This is a genomic window from Bacillus sp. FSL R5-0422 (assembly GCF_038610765.1).
GTDB classification, from domain to species: domain Bacteria; phylum Bacillota; class Bacilli; order Bacillales; family Bacillaceae; genus Bacillus; species Bacillus pumilus_O.
In genome coordinates, this window is record NZ_CP152014.1 from 2,069,097 (window position 1) to 2,086,893 (window position 17,797).

Annotated in this window: 22 protein-coding genes; 6 read left to right on the forward strand and 16 right to left on the reverse strand. The window is 40.6% G+C overall.

Annotated features, from left to right (window positions below):
- Position 1: 1 nt before the first annotated feature.
- The 8 genes from MKX52_RS10490 to MKX52_RS10525 all read right to left on the reverse strand — a co-directional run bounded on the left by MKX52_RS10490 (position 2) and on the right by MKX52_RS10525 (position 5,385).
- Positions 2-229 carry a YqzK family protein gene (locus MKX52_RS10490; protein WP_041816269.1) on the reverse strand — a complete coding sequence of 76 codons (228 nt, stop codon included), beginning with the start codon at positions 227-229 and terminating at the stop codon, positions 2-4.
- 117 nt (positions 230-346) lie between these two features.
- Positions 347-799: a ferric iron uptake transcriptional regulator gene (gene fur, locus MKX52_RS10495; RefSeq protein ID WP_003215577.1), complete on the reverse strand. Its 453-nt coding sequence runs from the start codon at positions 797-799 to the stop codon at positions 347-349.
- A gap of 118 nt (positions 800-917) precedes the next feature.
- Positions 918-1,565, reverse strand: coding sequence for a stage II sporulation protein M (gene spoIIM / locus MKX52_RS10500; RefSeq protein WP_144503984.1), 648 nt, complete (start codon positions 1,563-1,565; stop codon positions 918-920).
- A 116-nt stretch (positions 1,566-1,681) separates the two neighbouring features.
- Positions 1,682-2,812: a S8 family peptidase gene (locus MKX52_RS10505; RefSeq protein WP_144457899.1), complete on the reverse strand. Its 1,131-nt coding sequence runs from the start codon at positions 2,810-2,812 to the stop codon at positions 1,682-1,684.
- A gap of 108 nt (positions 2,813-2,920) precedes the next feature.
- Positions 2,921-3,142 carry a hypothetical protein gene (locus tag MKX52_RS10510; RefSeq protein ID WP_012010455.1) on the reverse strand — a complete coding sequence of 74 codons (222 nt, stop codon included), beginning with the start codon at positions 3,140-3,142 and terminating at the stop codon, positions 2,921-2,923.
- 68 nt (positions 3,143-3,210) lie between these two features.
- Positions 3,211-3,663 carry a GNAT family N-acetyltransferase gene (locus MKX52_RS10515; RefSeq protein ID WP_088000910.1) on the reverse strand — a complete coding sequence of 151 codons (453 nt, stop codon included), beginning with the start codon at positions 3,661-3,663 and terminating at the stop codon, positions 3,211-3,213.
- Positions 3,650-4,831, reverse strand: coding sequence for a TIGR00375 family protein (locus MKX52_RS10520; RefSeq protein ID WP_119125072.1), 1,182 nt, complete (start codon positions 4,829-4,831; stop codon positions 3,650-3,652). The genes MKX52_RS10515 and MKX52_RS10520 overlap by 14 nt, the downstream gene beginning before the upstream one ends.
- Entirely contained in the window at positions 4,828-5,385 is a 558-nt protein-coding gene (locus MKX52_RS10525; RefSeq protein ID WP_012010458.1) for an NUDIX hydrolase, read from the reverse strand. The genes MKX52_RS10520 and MKX52_RS10525 overlap by 4 nt, the downstream gene beginning before the upstream one ends.
- 167 nt (positions 5,386-5,552) lie before the next feature.
- On the opposite strand from MKX52_RS10525, the gene MKX52_RS10530 reads away from it, so the two are divergent.
- Entirely contained in the window at positions 5,553-6,476 is a 924-nt protein-coding gene (locus MKX52_RS10530; RefSeq protein WP_342491888.1) for an aldo/keto reductase, read from the forward strand.
- A gap of 157 nt (positions 6,477-6,633) precedes the next feature.
- Here MKX52_RS10530 and MKX52_RS10535 read toward each other — a convergent pair whose 3' ends face one another.
- Positions 6,634-6,915 (reverse strand): LCI fold-containing protein, encoded by a 282-nt coding sequence (locus MKX52_RS10535; RefSeq protein WP_119125706.1) that lies wholly within the window; start codon positions 6,913-6,915, stop codon positions 6,634-6,636.
- Positions 6,916-7,196: 281 nt separating this feature from the next.
- A complete protein-coding gene (locus MKX52_RS10540) occupies positions 7,197-7,418 on the reverse strand; it encodes a YqkE family protein (protein WP_044141056.1) in 222 nt (73 codons plus the stop codon).
- A gap of 125 nt (positions 7,419-7,543) precedes the next feature.
- On the opposite strand from MKX52_RS10540, the gene MKX52_RS10545 reads away from it, so the two are divergent.
- Positions 7,544-8,476, forward strand: a complete 933-nt coding sequence (locus tag MKX52_RS10545; protein WP_251184638.1) for an alpha/beta fold hydrolase — start codon at positions 7,544-7,546, stop codon at positions 8,474-8,476.
- A 26-nt stretch (positions 8,477-8,502) separates the two neighbouring features.
- On the opposite strand, the gene MKX52_RS10550 is transcribed toward MKX52_RS10545, so the two are convergent.
- From MKX52_RS10550 to MKX52_RS10575, 6 genes are all read right to left on the reverse strand, one after another.
- Positions 8,503-9,765 carry a tetratricopeptide repeat protein gene (locus MKX52_RS10550; protein ID WP_012010464.1) on the reverse strand — a complete coding sequence of 421 codons (1,263 nt, stop codon included), beginning with the start codon at positions 9,763-9,765 and terminating at the stop codon, positions 8,503-8,505.
- Between the two features lie 397 nt (positions 9,766-10,162).
- Positions 10,163-11,515, reverse strand: a complete 1,353-nt coding sequence (locus tag MKX52_RS10555) for an IS1182 family transposase (RefSeq protein WP_253602410.1) — start codon at positions 11,513-11,515, stop codon at positions 10,163-10,165.
- A 124-nt stretch (positions 11,516-11,639) separates the two neighbouring features.
- Complete coding sequence (locus MKX52_RS10560) at positions 11,640-11,879, reverse strand: YqkC family protein (RefSeq protein ID WP_012010465.1); 240 nt, start codon at positions 11,877-11,879, stop codon at positions 11,640-11,642.
- Between the two features lie 12 nt (positions 11,880-11,891).
- Complete coding sequence (locus tag MKX52_RS10565) at positions 11,892-12,218, reverse strand: iron-sulfur cluster biosynthesis family protein (RefSeq protein ID WP_088000252.1); 327 nt, start codon at positions 12,216-12,218, stop codon at positions 11,892-11,894.
- 114 nt (positions 12,219-12,332) lie between these two features.
- Entirely contained in the window at positions 12,333-13,310 is a 978-nt protein-coding gene (locus tag MKX52_RS10570; protein WP_342490667.1) for a GNAT family N-acetyltransferase, read from the reverse strand.
- Complete coding sequence (locus tag MKX52_RS10575) at positions 13,307-13,786, reverse strand: GNAT family N-acetyltransferase (protein ID WP_088000256.1); 480 nt, start codon at positions 13,784-13,786, stop codon at positions 13,307-13,309. Before MKX52_RS10575 ends, MKX52_RS10570 begins: the two co-directional genes overlap by 4 nt.
- A 274-nt stretch (positions 13,787-14,060) precedes the next feature.
- Between MKX52_RS10575 and MKX52_RS10580 the strand changes: the two genes are divergently transcribed.
- The 4 genes from MKX52_RS10580 (at position 14,061) to MKX52_RS10595 (ending at position 17,675) form a co-directional block, all read left to right on the forward strand.
- Positions 14,061-14,510: a YfmQ family protein gene (locus MKX52_RS10580; protein WP_012010469.1), complete on the forward strand. Its 450-nt coding sequence runs from the start codon at positions 14,061-14,063 to the stop codon at positions 14,508-14,510.
- Between the two features lie 149 nt (positions 14,511-14,659).
- Positions 14,660-15,892, forward strand: coding sequence for a DNA polymerase IV (locus MKX52_RS10585; RefSeq protein ID WP_088000257.1), 1,233 nt, complete (start codon positions 14,660-14,662; stop codon positions 15,890-15,892).
- 15 nt (positions 15,893-15,907) lie between these two features.
- Positions 15,908-16,252 carry a YolD-like family protein gene (locus tag MKX52_RS10590; protein ID WP_342490668.1) on the forward strand — a complete coding sequence of 115 codons (345 nt, stop codon included), beginning with the start codon at positions 15,908-15,910 and terminating at the stop codon, positions 16,250-16,252.
- Between the two features lie 187 nt (positions 16,253-16,439).
- Positions 16,440-17,675: an MFS transporter gene (locus tag MKX52_RS10595; protein ID WP_012010472.1), complete on the forward strand. Its 1,236-nt coding sequence runs from the start codon at positions 16,440-16,442 to the stop codon at positions 17,673-17,675.
- Positions 17,676-17,797: the final 122 nt, after the last annotated feature.

Below are 17,797 nucleotides of genomic sequence, written 5' to 3' on the forward strand. Positions count from 1 at the left end.
TCTACTCCCCGTTTTGATAAAAATAAATCAATCGGTCTTGCCAGTTGTCTTGATTCGGCTGATCCATTTCCATCACTTTAATTGCTGCACCCTCTGGTTTATCATAACGATGGTAGCTTTCATATTCTGAATTTATCCATATCATAGCATAATAGAACAGGACGGTAAAACCAGTGAACAAGATAAATACCTTCATCACTTCACCTGTTGTTTTGATCCATTTTCGCATGATTCTCATGTCCTTTCTCAGCTTCTCGTTACTTCAGCATATGCCATGTGGGACAAGGAATATACAGCGAAAATGCAAAAAACCTCTTCATCTTAAATGAAAAGGTTCCAATTCGGATTATTTGCCGGATTCATCATCATGACACCGGTGGCAAATGCCATGGAATGTCAATCTATGATCCTTAATTTTAAATTTCCAGTCACGTTCAATAATCTCTTCAACGTCTTCTAATAAATCATCTTCTATCTCATCGACTGTCCCGCACTCCATGCAGACAAGATGATGATGGAAGTGAGCGGCTCCTTCTTTGCGAAGATCATATCGCGAAACGCCGTCTCCAAAGTTAATTTTATCAACAACTTTCAGTTCAGTTAGCAATTCTAACGTTCGATAAACAGTAGCAAGACCAATTTCAGGAGACTTCTCTTTTACGAGGAGGTATACATCTTCTGCACTTAAATGGTCTTCTTCATTCTCAAGCAGTACCCTTACTGTTGCTTCACGCTGTGGCGTGAGCTTATAGCTGGAAGAATGAAGCTGTTTCTTAATTCGATCAATCCGATTTTCCATTGACTTTCCCTCCTACGCCACATTACTTGATCATTATATCAAATGATGTGCTAGGAGCCAACTATAATCATTTTAAATTGATAAATAAATTGATTATTATTTAATAACGATTATAAATTTATGTGAAAAGAACACCTGCCAGCTTTTTCATGAGCATGAAGGAGACGTACGATTCAAAAAAGGACGAAAGTGCAGCAAGTGCTAAAATTATCAGTAGAACAGATGCATAACGGGCGAACCACTGAACAGGTGCTTGACTGATGGTTTTTTTCATGAACAGTTGCCCAATGAGCCGGATGGAAAACGCAATCGCGCATGTCCCAATCACTAAGTAGGCTGGAATAAGCAATATGTTTTGCGGAAGAACTGATACGAACGAAAGGAAGAAACCACTCAGCCCCATTTGATTTACTAAAAAACCAACTGTAAACCCCACAACAATTCCTTTTAAAAAGATCATGAGAAAGATGAGCGGCAGGCCAATGATAGATATCCCTAGTATCCACATAAGACCTAAATATTTCATATGATGCAAAAAGCTTTGCAAAAACATTTCTTTTGATTCTGCTGCTTTCTCATTTGTCAGCTGACCAAAAAATTGATTTAAATAATAGAATAAATCCTCTTTTTGACTTATTGTCATACTATTGACGATAATGGCCCCAAAGATTACGCCCATTAAAAAAAGTACAGAGACAAATAAATAAATCGATAGATGGTCTTTTACGTGCTGAAGAAGATGTTCCTTCCAAGACTTTTTCCGCATGCGTCTTCCTCCCAAATAGTAAAGGTTACTAGATTCTATGAGAGAGATTATGAAAAATGACAGTTTTATTGAAAGAAAAAAGAGAAAGCAGCCTAAACACCGCCCTCTCTTCTCATTTATCGTGCCGCTTTTTGTACGTTCACTAGCCCGGCACCATAGTAAAAAGGTTCTCCAAGCGGTGTAGCCGTTTTTGTAAGTCTCTCGCGCACTTCATCGTTTGTCAGATTCGGATGTTTTGATAGAATGACAGCCGCAGCTCCTGCTACATGCGGTGATGCCATGGATGTTCCGCTCTTGTAGCCATATTCATTATGAGGAATGGTACTGAGCGTTGAAACGCCTGGTGCTGAAACTTCCACTTCTTCGCCGACAGATGAATCAAAGGCTCTTTGTTTTCTTTGATCAACAGAGGCAACTGCTATCACTGAGCTGTATTTAGCTGGATAGTCAATCGTGTTAAGTGAGCCATAACTTCCGGCATTCCCAGCAGAAGCCACAATGAGAATACCCTTGTCATATGCTCGATCTACCGCTTCTTTCAGCGCTTCAGATTCACTTGCTCCTCCCATACTAATATTGATGACATCCATGTCATTCTCAATGGCCCATTCAATTCCTTTAATGATCCAGCTATAGTAGCCGTCACCATTTTCATCTGCCACCTTAACCGCATAGATTGAGGCTTTCGGCGCAACACCGACGACACCTACCTTATTATCTAGCGCTGCAATTGTGCCCGCGACATGCGTCCCGTGTTCATGCGGGTCAACAAGCGGATCTGACTCTGTTGGAACAAAGCTGACTCCCCCAGTGACATGTAGATCTTCATGTTTGCCATCAATTCCGCTGTCAAGAACGGCTACTTTCACATTTTGTCCAGCGTATCCCCGTGTATGTACCTTATGTGCTTTAATGCTTTTGATGCCATATGGAATCGTTTGACCACTTGTTTTTGCCTTTTGGTCCTCCTCAATGAAGGTCACTTCTTTTGCCTGATTCAGTTTCTCTTTCGATGCCTCATTCAAGGAAACTTTCATCATATCTATCTGCTCTATGGATTCTTTTACATGTCCACCAGCTTCTTCAACAAGCTGTTTTTGTGTATGATCTTGAACGGAAGAAGAAAAGCCGATCATGTACTCTTTTTTCGCTTGCTCCTTTGCAGAAATATGTGAGGCGCCGAACGTGACCGATGCCAGCATCATACTTGCCATACAAAGCCCTGCTCCAATTGACTTGACGTTCACAATACCCACTCTCCCTTTCATCTTTTTGTCATTTAACTACATTTTTAGACAAAAAGAAACGACCGTTTGTCCTATTTTTTAAATTTTTCCATTTATTTAAGCTAGTTGTCACAAAAAAGCAAAATAAAAATGCTTATGATCCTCTTGATAGTGATCATAAGCATTCCTTCTTTTATGTTTTCTCATCATGTGCTGCAAGGCCTCTTGTTTTGTTTTTGTCTTTCTTTCATGTGTACTAAAGTGCGGCATGTTTCCTCTCGACAATTCCGGGTTTCGGCTGTGCTGCCTTTCAAGATGTTCTCGTTTTTTCTTTGCATTGCTTTTTCCCATTTGGTAAAACCCCTTTCGTTGACGTTATGATACACGATATGACATAAAAAAGATAGACGTCTACACGCCTATCTTTCTGTTTTCACCATATCAAGATGCGGAATCCCATCTTCATCATAACAATCTGAAACAGCCTTAAAACCAAATGATTCGTAAAACGACTTCAAGTAGGCTTGCGCCTGAATTTTGACTCTTGTTTCACCTAATTCACTCAGCTTTTCCAAAGCCTTGCTAAGCAGCATTTTTCCATAGCCTTTTTTTCGGCCTGCCTGCGTCACAAGAACACGGCCAATAGATGCCTCTTCGTACATCATTCCGCTTTGGAAAATTCGGCAATAAGCCACAATCGTGCCGTCCTCTTTTGCCATCAGATGAAGCGCTTCTTGGTCTCGGTGATCAATTTCAGGGTAAGGGCATGTTTGTTCAACAACAAATACATTGACTCTTTCCATTAAGATCAGGTAAAGATCCTCTTTTGATAATTGATCAAACGTCTGACATGTCCAGTTAACTTGATTCATGATTGATATCCACCTTACCGTACACGCCGCCCCCGCCAGCGATCAGTTCGACTTCACCTTTTCTTGCTTTGATGATGTAATTGGCTGTTTTTTCTGGCAGCACAGCTTTTAGTTCTTGTTCTGTTGCTTGATGAAGGATATTCATCTCTGTGTGAAACACCGCTTTTAGCTTCTCCAGCGTTTTGGCTCCGACACCCGGAATAAATTGAAGCGGAAGCTGATGAACATAAGGAGGTCTTGTTCCATGGTCACTTTCTTGATCGGCCAGCTCCTTTAAACGCTCACTCACTCCTTTTGTCATTCGGGTATGTCCGCATGCGTGGCACTTTTCTTGATCTAGCGCGCGAGGTCTTACTCCGCACTTCTCGCAGGTTGTATGATAGTACTTCCCAAGCCGCGGGGCGAGTCCATAATTTCCTGTAATGGCTCTCCCGTCTTTCCCTTCAAGGGCTAGTTTGAATTCGGCAAAAGAGGCATGGTCCATGCGGATTTTTGTATATTCTCGCGCGATTTTCCCTAAAGAATGGGCGTCTGAATTCGTTAAAAAGGGATAGCGATTCAGTTCGCTTAACTGAGACGCCATTGACGTATCGCAGCTAAGTCCTAGTTCAACAGCATCAATGAGATCCGGATCGAACACTTCCGTTAATGACGTGCTAACTCCTTTGCCAAATAAGCTTTTATGCGGCGTGAAAATATGAGCAGGAATAAATAAGCCTCCTAGCTCCTTGACCTTATGCTGAAGTGTTTTCCCATCCACATAGAGGCGTTGTGAACTCAAATGCACATTTTTCATATGAAGCGCGAGCCATGCGGAAAACTCAGTCATTTTGCGCAGCGTGGGCATAAATGCAAGCACATGAATTGGACCTTTTGAATGATTATCATTAATTTCTAATTCACTGCCTAAAAGCAGCACGGTCTGTTCAAATGATAGACCACCATCACTTAGTTCAGTATATTTGCCTTCCTCTACACCTTCTATTAATTCTTCTAGGACTTCTGGAGATTGTGCATCAATCACACCTATCATCCCCATCCCTTTACTTTGCGTTGCTTCAATGAGAATTTGGTCAATGGTCAGTGACCTTGCACCTGTAATTTTAACAGCTCTGCCTGTTCTTGTTCTGCCAATATGAATATGGATGTCTGCAAAAAACTCCCTCATTTTGTTGACTTAAGTACCTCTTGCAGTTGTAAGTACTGAATGGCATAGGCTGTTTTTGCATCATAAATATGCTGCTTTTCAATGAGGTGCAAGGCTTCTTCTAATGAAACTTCCATCACTTCTACAAATTCGTCTTCATCCAGCTCTCTTTTTTCTTCAAGCGGAATTAGCTGATCTGCAAGATACATATGGACAATTTCATCTGCAAAACCTGGTGATGTATAAAAAGCCGTCAGCTTTTGAAGCTTCTGCGTGGTGTACCCTGTTTCTTCTTCTAGTTCTCGCAGTGCTGTATGTGCCGGCTCTTCCCCTGGCTCTAATTTACCAGCCGGAATTTCAACGATGGCTCTCTCTAGTGCTTTACGGTATTGCTTGACCAAGATGATTTTATTTTCGTCTGTCCGAGCAATGACGGCTACTGCACCAGGATGTTTGATGATTTCGCGTTTTCCTTGTTTTCCGTTTGGTAATTCTACATCTTCAAGAACCAAATCAATGATTTTTCCGTTGTATAATTCTTTAGTCGATAATGTTTTTTCTTCAAAGTCCTTCAATTTTGTCAGCTCCTCGTTCTACTTTCACTTTTTACTTCATTCATTTTAACATAGATGATTTAAGAGAAGCGAAATACGGACGCTTGCTTCAATGCGCCACTTGAAGTCAACTGGCTTGAATTTTAGATTTTTTTCACTTAATGTGAAAGGATAGGGGTGTGATGAAATTGAAAAAAAGACGAATTGGTACATCAGATCTTTTGGTGAGCGAAGCAGCTCTAGGATGTATGTCCCTAGGAACAGAAAAAGGAAAAGCGCTCTCCTTATTAGATGAAGCCATTGATCTTGGAATTAACTATTTGGATACAGCCGATTTATATGATTTTGGGACAAATGAGGAAATTGTCGGGGAAGCGATTAAAAACAGACGACAAGATTTAATTTTGGCCACAAAAGGCGGCAACCGCTTTGAAAAAGGCAAATCTGGCTGGGACTGGGATCCTTCAAAGGCATACATAAAAGAAGCCGTAAAACAAAGCCTCAAGCGGCTGCAAACAGATTATATTGATTTATACCAATTGCACGGAGGCACAATCGATGATCCTATCGATGAGACGATTGAAGCTTTTGAAGAATTAGTGGAAGAAGGCGTTATTCGCTATTATGGCATCTCTTCTATTCGTCCGAACGTCATTAAAGAATACGCCAAAAAATCGAATATCGTCAGTGTCATGATGCAATATAGTTTACTCGACCGCCGTCCAGAGGAATGGTTCTCTCTTCTTGAAGAACAAGGCATTAGTGTCGTGGCAAGAGGACCTTTAGCAAAAGGGCTTTTAACAGAAAAACCACTTTCGGAAGCAAGTGACTCGATTCAAAAAAATGGCTATCTTCACTATTCTTTTGACGAGCTACAGCAGGTTATTCCTTCTTTAAAGAAAGTCGCTCATGACCTATCACTCACAGAGCTCTCCATTCAATATTTGCTTAAGAATTCTGTGGTCAGTTCTGTTGTATTTGGCGCAAGCTCGGTGGAACAATTAAAAGAAAATGCGGCAACGGCCAATGCACGTTCTTTAAGTGATCAAGAAGTAAAAGCATTGACTTACTATACAAAACCATCTGTGTACGAGGCTCACCGGGTTAAATAAGATAAAAAAGAGATCACTGTATGTAATCTCTCGCGATTGTAAAGAAACTCATATTTTTCTACAATTTTTTATTTTATCGTATGTATGATGAGTGAACTCTTTTCAAAAAATTCTACAGACAAGGGAAAAGCAAGAAGGGGCTAAAAGCCCCTTTGTCTTATCTTGCACTTTCGTAATATGCATAATTTCCAGATTTGCCTTTAAGATAAAATGTCGTACCAAAACGACTGAAACTATTTGCAAAAGAACCATTATCCGAATACATACATAATCGATTACTTGCGCCTTTAAAAGGAGTGACAGAACAATCTACAATTGAAGTAGCATTTGTACGAAAATCCGCATTCGTTAAATCATTTGTAGCAAGAGCTTGTCCAGAAACAGGTAAAAGCAATCCTAAAGATAGAGTGACTCCAGCCATTGTTTTTCTCAATTTCATGTAAATCATCTCCAATCCCAAATATTGCAATACATCTTCATTATAAGTATTACGACCTCCTATAAAAAGGGTCTTAAATACCATTTTTGTTATAAAAAGGAACAATACTGAATCCTACCAGTCCTTCCTTTTGTATAAACTGGTGGTGGAATTTAGTGATAATTCATCTTGTCACATGGGGTCGAAATGAAGTAAGAATAGAATGAGTCAGAAGCACTTGTGTGTTGGTCAATTTCCATGACCATGATGACATAAAAAAAGAAGCAACAGTGCTCCCTTTTTTAGCTTTTATATTTTCTCCAGTCCAAATGACTTTCATCTAGCAACTCGGAGAAGCTTTTGTTTTTTTCTTTTTCTTTCTGCTGCCGAAGGAGGTCTTGTCGTTTTTGTTCTTCTCTTTTTTCTGTCTCAGCGGCCAGATTCTGCTTCATTTGAAGGAGCTGCTGTTTGAGATCCTCGTTTATGCCGTCCTTTAATTTCGCTTGATCATTGTTCTTTTTCATTGTGCCTCTCTCCTTTTGCCTCTAAGTGTATCATCCGTTTTATTTCCTGAGCAAGAGTCACGCCATTCTCCCAACATGTGGTATGATCGTCATAAGAAAAACCTCGGAAAGGAAGAGGCAGCTAGATGAAAAAATGGATCGCTATACTTGCCTTCATATTATGTCCGCTCATTGCAATCGGCATTTTTTTCACCAATAAAATGATGTATATTCGAAAATTAACAGATGAAGAGCTCATCAAACGGGAATCAGATGAAGGGCATTATCATCATGAAGAGTTTCAACAGCTTAAAAAAGAGAAAGTGTGTATTCCTTCAGCATTTGGTTATGATCTTCATGGCTATTTTGTGCCGCACTCACATCCGCATACGACACGCACCATTGTACTTTGTCATGGCGTCACAGTCAGTTTAATAAATTCCGTTAAGTATATGAGATTATTCCAAAAGCTCGGGTGGAATGTGATGCTTTATGATCATAGAAGACATGGAATGAGCGGCGGAAAAACCACGAGTTATGGATACTACGAAAAAGAAGATTTAGCGCAGGTCGTGAAGTGGCTCAGACAAAGACTCGGGGAAAATGCTATTATCGGTATACACGGAGAATCAATGGGGGCAGTCACGACTTTGTTATATGCTGCAAAGCCGGAAGCAAGCGCCAATTTTTACATCGCTGACTGTCCTTTTGCTTCTTTTGAGGATCAGCTTCTCTATCGATTAAAAACAGATTTTCGTCTTTCAGGGAGATGGATTCTTCCACTAAGTGATCGCGTGTTAAAATGGCGTGATGGATACAGCATTCGGCAAGTGTCACCGCTTGATGTGATCGATCAGGTGAGAGAACCTGTACTTTTTATCCATAGCCTTCACGATGACTATATTCCATGCGAGCAGAGTCAGCAGCTATATACTCGAAAAAAAGGTGAAAAACAACTATTTATAGCGCCGCACGGGGCTCATGCGATGTCTTTTAGCGAAAATAAAGAAGCTTATGAACAAGAAGTTCAAGCATTCCTACAACCATTTGATTTGAATGAAGATAAAAGAGGAGAATGAACAGCGGTTCGTCTCCTCTTTTTTAGTTAACTTATACGATAGTCACCACTGTTGTATGGTGTCTGCCCGCCAGTTCCATATGGCTCTCTTCCGATTGTTGCTGACTCATGACCGATAATCCTGCAGTTGCTGCCAATAAAAGAACTATCAAACTCGTTTTCATATAAATGACCCCCATTTTGAATTTTTGATATGGCTTGAATCTTCCTTTCATAAAACCGTGTCGATGCTTCATACAGTCCAAGCTCATTGTAATAATGAGCCGCATCAAGTGCCAATTCCTCAATGTCTGGGTATAAGCGCTTGTCCTCGAGCAGGTCTAACGTATCGTCTATGATCGCTATTTCTGCATCAACGTATAAGGCTTTTAAGAATTGAAATTTGCAAATGTAAATTTCATCTTCTAATTCACAGGCTTTCATAATACCTTTTTGATAGAGGGTTAATGACTCTTCTATTTGTTTTTGTTTAAACAGGATTTGGGTGAGCATAAATAGTGGGTCTAGAGAGCGATTAAGATGGGTTAAATTCTCCTTTTCAAACACTTCAAGAGAGTCTTTCAGATAACGGCTTGCTTCCGCAAGGTCGTTCATTTGGTAATAACAGTTACCTAAGTTGAAAAGGGCCGAACCTATGACTCGAGGGTTTCCAATTGAGCGTGCTCGATTTAGAGCATTTTTAAAGTAGGGCAATGCATGTTCATAGCATTTCAAATCATCATAGTTTGCACCGATGACAAATTCACAGTGGATGATTCTCAGCGTGTACGTTCTGTAGGCAGAATACGTATCTAACGCTTGCAAGGCATAGTGCATCGAAAAGTGGGTTTGTTTCATGTGGTAGTATATTTCAGCTAATTTAAAGTAAAATTCTGCTCTTTCTATATCATCTGATATGAGATTGAGCTTTTTTTCTGCTGAACGGTAATAGGCAATGGCACTTAAATAGTTTTGCTGTTCAAACTCAAACATTCCTGTGAAAAAATGAACATAGTATTCAAGCATGTCCGTTAATTTCGTTTGTGAATGTTCGATCGTTTCTAGCAGGTTTTTAATTTCTTCATCATTTGAGGCTTTCTTTGCTGGTTCAAAATATTCAAGCATCACCTTATGGCGAAAATCCATCAGCTGGTAAAACAGCAGCAAGTTTTGATCTTGCTCCATCTCCAGAATTTCCTGCTCGATCTCGGCCTTCAGCTTCTCTGCTTTCATGACATGAAATCCGCAAATCTGCCTATACCATTCGTTTATTTTAATTCCAACCTGAGGCGATGACAGCTTGAGCTTCAATTCACTTTAGCACCTCCCTTCTCATATACGATACATGTTGTATTCTATCATATTTCCTCGAATGGAAGAAATATGAAATGTCATTTTTCGCAAAGTTTGCGGTATCCCGCAATAACCGCTTCCATTGCCTATTTTTCGGCATTTATATCAACATTTTTTTCATTTCTATTTTTCTCATTTTGTCGATTTGGTTGTTATAAAACGGGTTATTTGCCTTGCAAAAGATCATTTTTCAAATTAGACATTTCCAGTTGCTTGATGAGATGATGAAGGCACGAAAAAAACCCTTTTATCAAAAAGGGCCAGCTTGTAGAGAAACTCATGTTTTTCTACAGGCTTTTTTATTTTCATCGTAATTATGATGGATGAGATTTAATGAAAAAGGCCTCCCACACACCTAGCCTAGCTTCGCTAGGTGTGTGGCAATCTTTTTCATGTTCTGGCAAGCAGCTGTGAGGAGAACTTGCTCACTCACATTTTGTTTCCCCCTTAACCGACAGTAGCGAAGCCCATGCAGTTGTTTTGAATCTGCAAAGCTTCGCTCTATTTTTTCTTTTCTTTTTTTATATAGCTCTTTTCCAGAGACAGTTAGACGATTCTGTCTGATCTTTTCTTTATGTTCTTCCCATATGTGTCTTGAGATGACTCTTTGATGATTTTTCGATCTTGTGCATCTTTCAAGGAAAGGACACGATGCACATTTTTTAGGATCTGATTTGTAGAATCGATAACCTTTTCGATCTGTTGTCGTATATAAAAGCTTCTCACCTTTTGGGCATATGTAATGATCATTTTCAGAATCATACTGAAACTTCCACTTCTCAAATAATCCTCTTGTTGGATGAAAACGTCTATGGGCAATGACACCAAAAATATGTCGATCAGATAAACCTTTACAAATTGGTGTTGTCAAATAACCTGAATCAAGCGCAACAGCTTCTACTTGAAAACCAAATCGTGCGATTTGGTGATCTAACCGATCAAGATATGGAACAGAATCATGGACATTTCCAGGCGTGACATGAGCATCGGTGATGATATTATACTTCATATCTGTTGTCCGGTGGTCTAGGTAGAAAAAGCCTTCAGGCTTGTTTTCGCGATATAGATAGCCGCTTTCAGGATCAGTCATACTTTGACGAATGTCTTTTTCTGTTTTCACCTCCTCTTTTACCTTTAAGAGCTTTTTTCCATGTGCCACCCGATCTTCTTGGACTGCTTCTTCTAAATCATTGATATAGTTCTGGGTATCTTGTTCAATCGTTTTTCTCGTATATTTATGTTTATTAGCATTGGCTTTAAGATGAGTTGAATCAGTAAAAAGAACGCGACCTCCTACCATATCATGATTGATAGCTTGAAGCACAATCTCATCGAAAATGTCTTGAAAAATCGTTGTATTTTTAAATCGAGTACGACGATTCCAACTAATAGTGGAGTGATGGGGAACGGGATCATTGATGTTCAAACCTAAAAACCATCTATACGCCATGTTATAGTAAATTTCTTTTTCGAGTTGTCTTTCAGAACGGATACCGTAAAGGTATCCGATAAACATCATTTTGAACAAAATAAGCGGATCAAGGGAAGGACGACCTTTATTTTCACTATAATAGGGTTTTACTTTATCTACGATAAATGAAAAATCAATGTACTGATCAATTTTACGAAGCAGGTGATCCTCTTCGACCAGTTGATCTAGCAATACAAATTCGGCTTCGTGCTGAGAAGAATTTCTAGTGTGGAACATGAGAAAAACACCTTCCTTTAGAATGCTTTTCTCTATTATAAAATGGAGTGGTGGAAAATTTAAGGGAAAAAATAAAGCTGCCGAGATTTTCTCGACAGCCTGACCCTTTTATCAAAAAGGGCTTTTATAATACATCTGTTACCTGTTCCATATTCTCTTTAATCCAATTGACAGCTAATTCGAGCGTTGGAAATTCTTCCGTTTCAAATGTGACTTCATCCTGAAGAAGCCAAACATCCTTTTTCACCGAATCCATCCCACCTATTGACCAGTGCAAAAGGGTATAGGGATGATTGTTATTTAAAAACGACACCCATGTCTTATTTTGTGCCGTGTTTTGTATCACTTTTAGCTTTTGATCCACTACATTTCCACCTTACTTTACAAGTATACCCATTCTCGGGCTGAGTATTTGTTGAGGGCTTTTCAGCATGAGTGTGTTGGCTTTTTCATTAAAATCAATGGTCATTTCCTCGTCAAAAAAGACCTTTTGTGCTGTGTGTATATACAGTTTAAATGGCTGATTATGCTTGAGCTGTTCCCACTCACCCGTTCTTTCACCTATGAGCCAAATCATGGGGACACCGCTCACCGCACAGCCGCATCCATCTGAATCATAGCGAAGAAGCAGTTCTTTCGTTTCATGCTCTGCTTGTCGTTTTGTAAGGAACGCTGCTGCTGGTTCTGTTATATGAATATACATGCCGAACATCCTTTTTTCGTTGATTGTTCCATTGTAACATACCAACCATCAATTAAACATGTTCAGCCCCTTGCCAGTCTCGATGCCAAAATACCTTGTTCTATGTAAAAACGTTTACTTGTATCGTCCTTTGTCTTTCAACTGCTTTGACCATTTGAATGCCTCTTGTTCAATCTCTTTAATAATGGCATCTTTTCCATTGATATAATTTTCCATATCTTCCGGATGGGCTTTTGCCAATTGGCGCTTTTTATCTGCATAAGCTTTAGCACGCTCAGGTGTTGCTTTTAAATAATCACGAAACACCAAATGTCTTTTCACATCATTATGACCAGTTTCATAGGCGTGAACGTGATGTGATCGATTCAAACCGCCTTTTCTAAAAAAACGTCTTCCTTGAAGTCCATATTCTCCTAGTGGTTCATATCCAAGCTGACGAAACAGATGGTTACACTCATCTAAATCACTAATATGTTTCACTTCTAGCAGGATATCAATGATCGGCTTGGCGGCCATGCCTTTGATTGACGTACTGCCAATGTGGTGACCATTTATCCAGTTACTGCCCACCACCTCTTTCAGCTTGGCAAGCTCACGGCGACATTCGTCTGGCCAGCTCGTTTGATATTCAATCACTTCTACCTTTCGAAGCATCGACCGTTCCATTTTGGTTAAGATCAGATTGTTTTCTACTTGTAAACGATCCGTCTGTTGAAACCCTAGCTTTTCATAGAGCTGAATCGCTGGGGTATTCGCTTCCGCCGTAGTGAGCTCAATTGGTAGTTGATGATTGATAATGAATTGCATCAGCTTTGTTCCGATTCCTTGATGGACATGATGAGGGTGCACAGCCAATCGGCTGAGGACAATTCTGTCCTCATGCATTTCATATGAAGCGATTCCTAACAACTGTCCTTCTGTCTCAAACCCTATGAATTTCTCATCTGTTTTCATAATGTCTTTGACCGTTTGTTTTAAGGGTGGTAAATCTTGATAGCCAATTTGTTCTGCCTCGCGCTGATATGCGGCAAGTTGGATATGTAAAATTTGTTTTGCTTGCTCTTTGTTTTGTTGATCGAGCCGAATGATCATACCTTTTCCTCCAGCTTTTTCACAAATAACACACGGTCTTCATGAATGCCGTCGTAATCTGAAAAAACTGAAATGCCGTCCACTGTTTTATCTCCCTTTTCGATTTGAAAACCGAGTTTTGTATGGTAAGCAATGGAGACTCTATTAACAGGAGCTGTGACAGCTTTAATTGTTGTTCTCCCTTCCTTTTGAGCCGCTTCATAAAACGCTTGATAGAGGATTTTGCCGATCTTTAATTTCCGGTGATCAGGATGTACCCCAACAAAGTGAATATACGCTTCATCTGAATGAGATTGCGATAAAAAACCGACTAAAAAGCCAATCAGTTCACCTTTTTCGACGACGACAAAACTTGTTTGCTGAAAATGTTCAAAAAATAGTTTCGGCAATTTTGCGCGCAAATCCCTACCTCCCCACCAGCTTTGGATGACGGATGTGACGGCATAAAAATCTGACGGCTTCACTTGACGTATCATGATGACCTCGCCCCTTTTCATTTTGGCTTACCACTCTCTTTTTTATAAAAACCTGTTGTTTCAATAGTCTACCTGTCCGATGAATTATTTGTAAAGATTACGTGCCTGCCTTTTTTCTTTCAGCTTTGTTGATTTCGTTCTTTCACCGTCATCTCCTTTTAAATCTTCACACTTATTTCAAAAAGTTCACTTTTTGTGCGAAAGTTTCATTCTTTTGGTATGTTAAGATGGTTCATATAGGAAATGTAACAAATGTTTATTGGAGATGATGATATTGGTTTGGATTGTTACTTCACTTGTTGTGTTTAGTCTTTTAAAGCTTCTTGTCACTTCGCTGCCTTCTGGTGTTGTGGAACGCCTTTTTAGTCGTTATGCAGTGCATGCAAAAGTAACAAGTGATCAAACAACGATCATGTTTGAAGATCGTCCGCTCGATGATCAACAAGCATCTGACATTATTCAACATTTTAATGATGCGATCTTTATTGAACGCTATTATATTTATCCTGGTGATGAAGAGCGTTTTCTTCATCCGCAGGAAGGGCCTGCACCGCTTACTATGCAAACAAAGCTTGGTAAGCATGATGTGACCCTTTATCTGTATCATTACGATGACCACGTAGATGTGGTTCGGCAATTTACTCATAAGCCTAAGAAAAAACTGACGGCCTATCGTTTGCGTTCTGAGCCGCTCCAAACATCTTACAATTTAGCACATGCTTAAAATATGTTGTATCAAATGAGACGAAGTGTTTTCCACTTTGTCTTTTTTGTATGGTTTTACACTCTTTTCTTTGAATGATTTACCAGTATCAATTTCGCCTCCTGACGGTTACAATAAGAACAGAACATACGTTCTAAGAGGTGAAAATAATGAATGAACGAGCCATTCTGCTTGTGGATATGCAATCGTTTTATGCGTCAGTCGAAAAAGTGGAGGCTCCCCACTTGAAGGATGTGCCGCTCATCGTCTCTGGAGATCCTGAGCGGCGGAGCGGGGTCGTACTTGCTGCCTGCCCGCTTGCTAAAAAACGGGGCGTACAAAATGCATCAAGATTATGGGAAGCACAGGAGAAATGCCCCGAAGCTGTCGTCGTACGCCCCCGGATGCAGCGTTATCTTGATATTTCTGTCATGATCACAGAACTGCTTGAACAATACACAGATCTTGTCGAACCATATTCAATTGATGAACAATTTCTCGATATTACAGGCAGTCTGACACTACTCGGTTCTCCCCGTGAGATCGCTCAAAATATACAAACTACCATTATGAACCAGACCGGTATTTACGCACGTGTTGGCATCGGTCCTAATAAAGTACTCGCCAAAATGGCTTGTGACCATTTTGCTAAAAAAAACTCATCTGGCATCTATGAACTTCGCGCAGACAGTGTTTCGGCTGATTTATGGCCGCTTCCGATTGGAAAATTATTTGGCGTTGGTAAACGAATGGAGCACCATTTAAAACGAATGGGCATTAGTACCATCGGAACGCTTGCTACTTATCCGTTAGATCGGCTTAAAAAACGCTGGGGAATCAACGGAGAACTTTTGCAGCGAACAGCATTAGGGCATGATCCCTCTCCGGTCACCGTACACACACATAATGAGCAAAAAGCGGTGGGACATCATATGACTCTCCCCCATGATTATGCGTCTTTTGAGGACATCAAAGTCGCTCTTCTTGAATTGAGCGAAGAAGTGGCAAGACGTGCACGCTTTAAGCATTATCTTGGTCAAACAGTGTCTGTTGGCGTGAGAGGCGCTGATTTTTCTCACCCGACTGGATTTCATAGACAAATCAAGCTTCATTCACCTACACAGTACGGGACAGATATTGCAGAGGCAGCTATTCAGCTATGCCAGCAGCACTGGGATGGTCAGCCCATTCGAAGTGTCGGTATTACTCTCTCACAGCTGCAGTCTGACAGCCAGTATCAGTTAAATTTATTTGATCATCATGTTCAAAAAGACAAACTCAGCAAAGTATTTGATGCGATCCACATAAAGTATGGACCTGCTGCCTTGCTGCATGCTTCGTCACTGACAAGCGCAGGCCAGGCATATCATCGCGCCGAAAAAATTGGCGGACATTACAAATAACGGAGGCGAACAGCCATGAATCCCAATAAATTAACACCTGGATACAACCTCATGTGGGAATCAAGCCGAATGATGCTTCCAGAGCACCGGGAGCAGCTGCTTGCTCAAAAACGAAAGAAAAAAGAATACACCCCTCCCCCGCTGAGCACCGATCAACTGGAGGAAATGAATTTTTTGATCACACAGTCGATTACCGAGGATCAAGCGATTTGCGTAACATATGCCGCAGCAGGTAGGAAAGAGCAGTTTTGGGGCTGGGTAAAAGTCATTCATTATGAAACGCAGCGCATAAAAATCGTCAATGATGAAGATGTTCTCAACCTGTCCTTGCAGCAAATCGTCGCGATCGACCTTAATTAAATTGTGGCAAATAACCACGCGAATCAGTGTCATAAAAGCACCGGCAAAAAAAAGCATGTGCCTCCAAATACGAGCAATCAAGCTTCTCTGCCATATGGCGGATGCCCTCTCCATCAAATTGTGTATTTAATTTGCACAATTTTTCATGTATGATTGGAACATCTTACAAACTCAGGGGAGAAACAGCATGAAAAATAACTTACGTACGCTACATCCGCTTAGTTGGACGATCATCATCGGCACCATATTTGGCCGAATGGCGACATCCATGAGCATTCCTTTTTTGGCCGTTTATTTAACACAAGTCAAAGGCGCCTCAGCTTCTTCTGCTGGATTAATCATTGCCGTTAGCTCTCTGATTGGGATCGTTGCAAGTTTTTACGGTGGATATATTTCTGATCGTATCGGAAGAAAAAAGGTCATGCTTCTATCAATCTTTGGCTGGACACTTGTCTTTGTTGGCTTTGCATTTGCAGATGCCATTTGGGTCTTCTTTATCATGAACGCTTTAAACGGACTGTGCCGAGCACTGTTTGAACCAACATCTAAGGCGCTCTTATCTGATGTCACTCCATCAAGTATTCGGTTGTTTGTGTTTAATTTACGATATACAGCCATTAACATAGGGGTCATCTTCGGTCCTCTACTTGGCTTATATCTCGGGTCATCGAAAACAACCTTTCCATTTCTCGTCGCTGCCTTCATTTATTTGTTATACGGATTAACGCTAGCCTGGCAATTTCAGAAGCATCCAGTTGCTGCTCCAGAAAGTACGAAACAAATTGGTGTCAAAAAAGCTCTTTCCATTATCCAAAAAGATACGGTCTTTAGCATTATCCTCATCGGCGTTACCTTATGTTCGTTCGGGTATTCGCATTTGAGCTCAACACTGCCTCAATATTTATCCGCTTCGCCTATGATTGAGGATGGTCCGAAGCTATTTGGATACCTTTTATCTTTAAATGCAGTTGTTGTCATTGTTGTACAATATCCGCTCATCATGATCGCCAAGCGCTACTCCACCATTTTGTCGCTCACCACTGGAAATGTTCTTCTGGCCGGCAGTTTGTTTGCCATTGCTTTTTCACAGAGTCTCGGCATGCTTGCTTTCATCATTGTCGTGTTTACAATAGGAGAGGTTCTGCTGTTTGCGATGATGGACCTTTTTGTAGACAATGTGGCAAAGCCCGAAGTAAAGGGATCGTACTTTGGCGCGATGGGATTTTCTCAGCTCGGCAGCGTCATCGGACCATTTGTCGGCGGACTGTGCATTGACTATTTTGGCGCAGCCCATCCCTTCTCCATTTTTTCAGTCTTGTCGATCATCACGATCGCGGGTGTTCCGTTCCTACTCATTGGATACTACCGCCTGAAAAAGCGATCCGCGGCTACGGTCGCTGTGAAAGTAAGTGGAGGTCATTAAAAAAACCGCTCTCGTATGAGCGGTCAGGCTGTCGAGAAAATCTCGGCAGCTTTATTTTTTCCCTTAAATTTTCCACCACTCCATTTTATAATAGAGAAAAGCATTCTAAAGGAAGGTGTTTT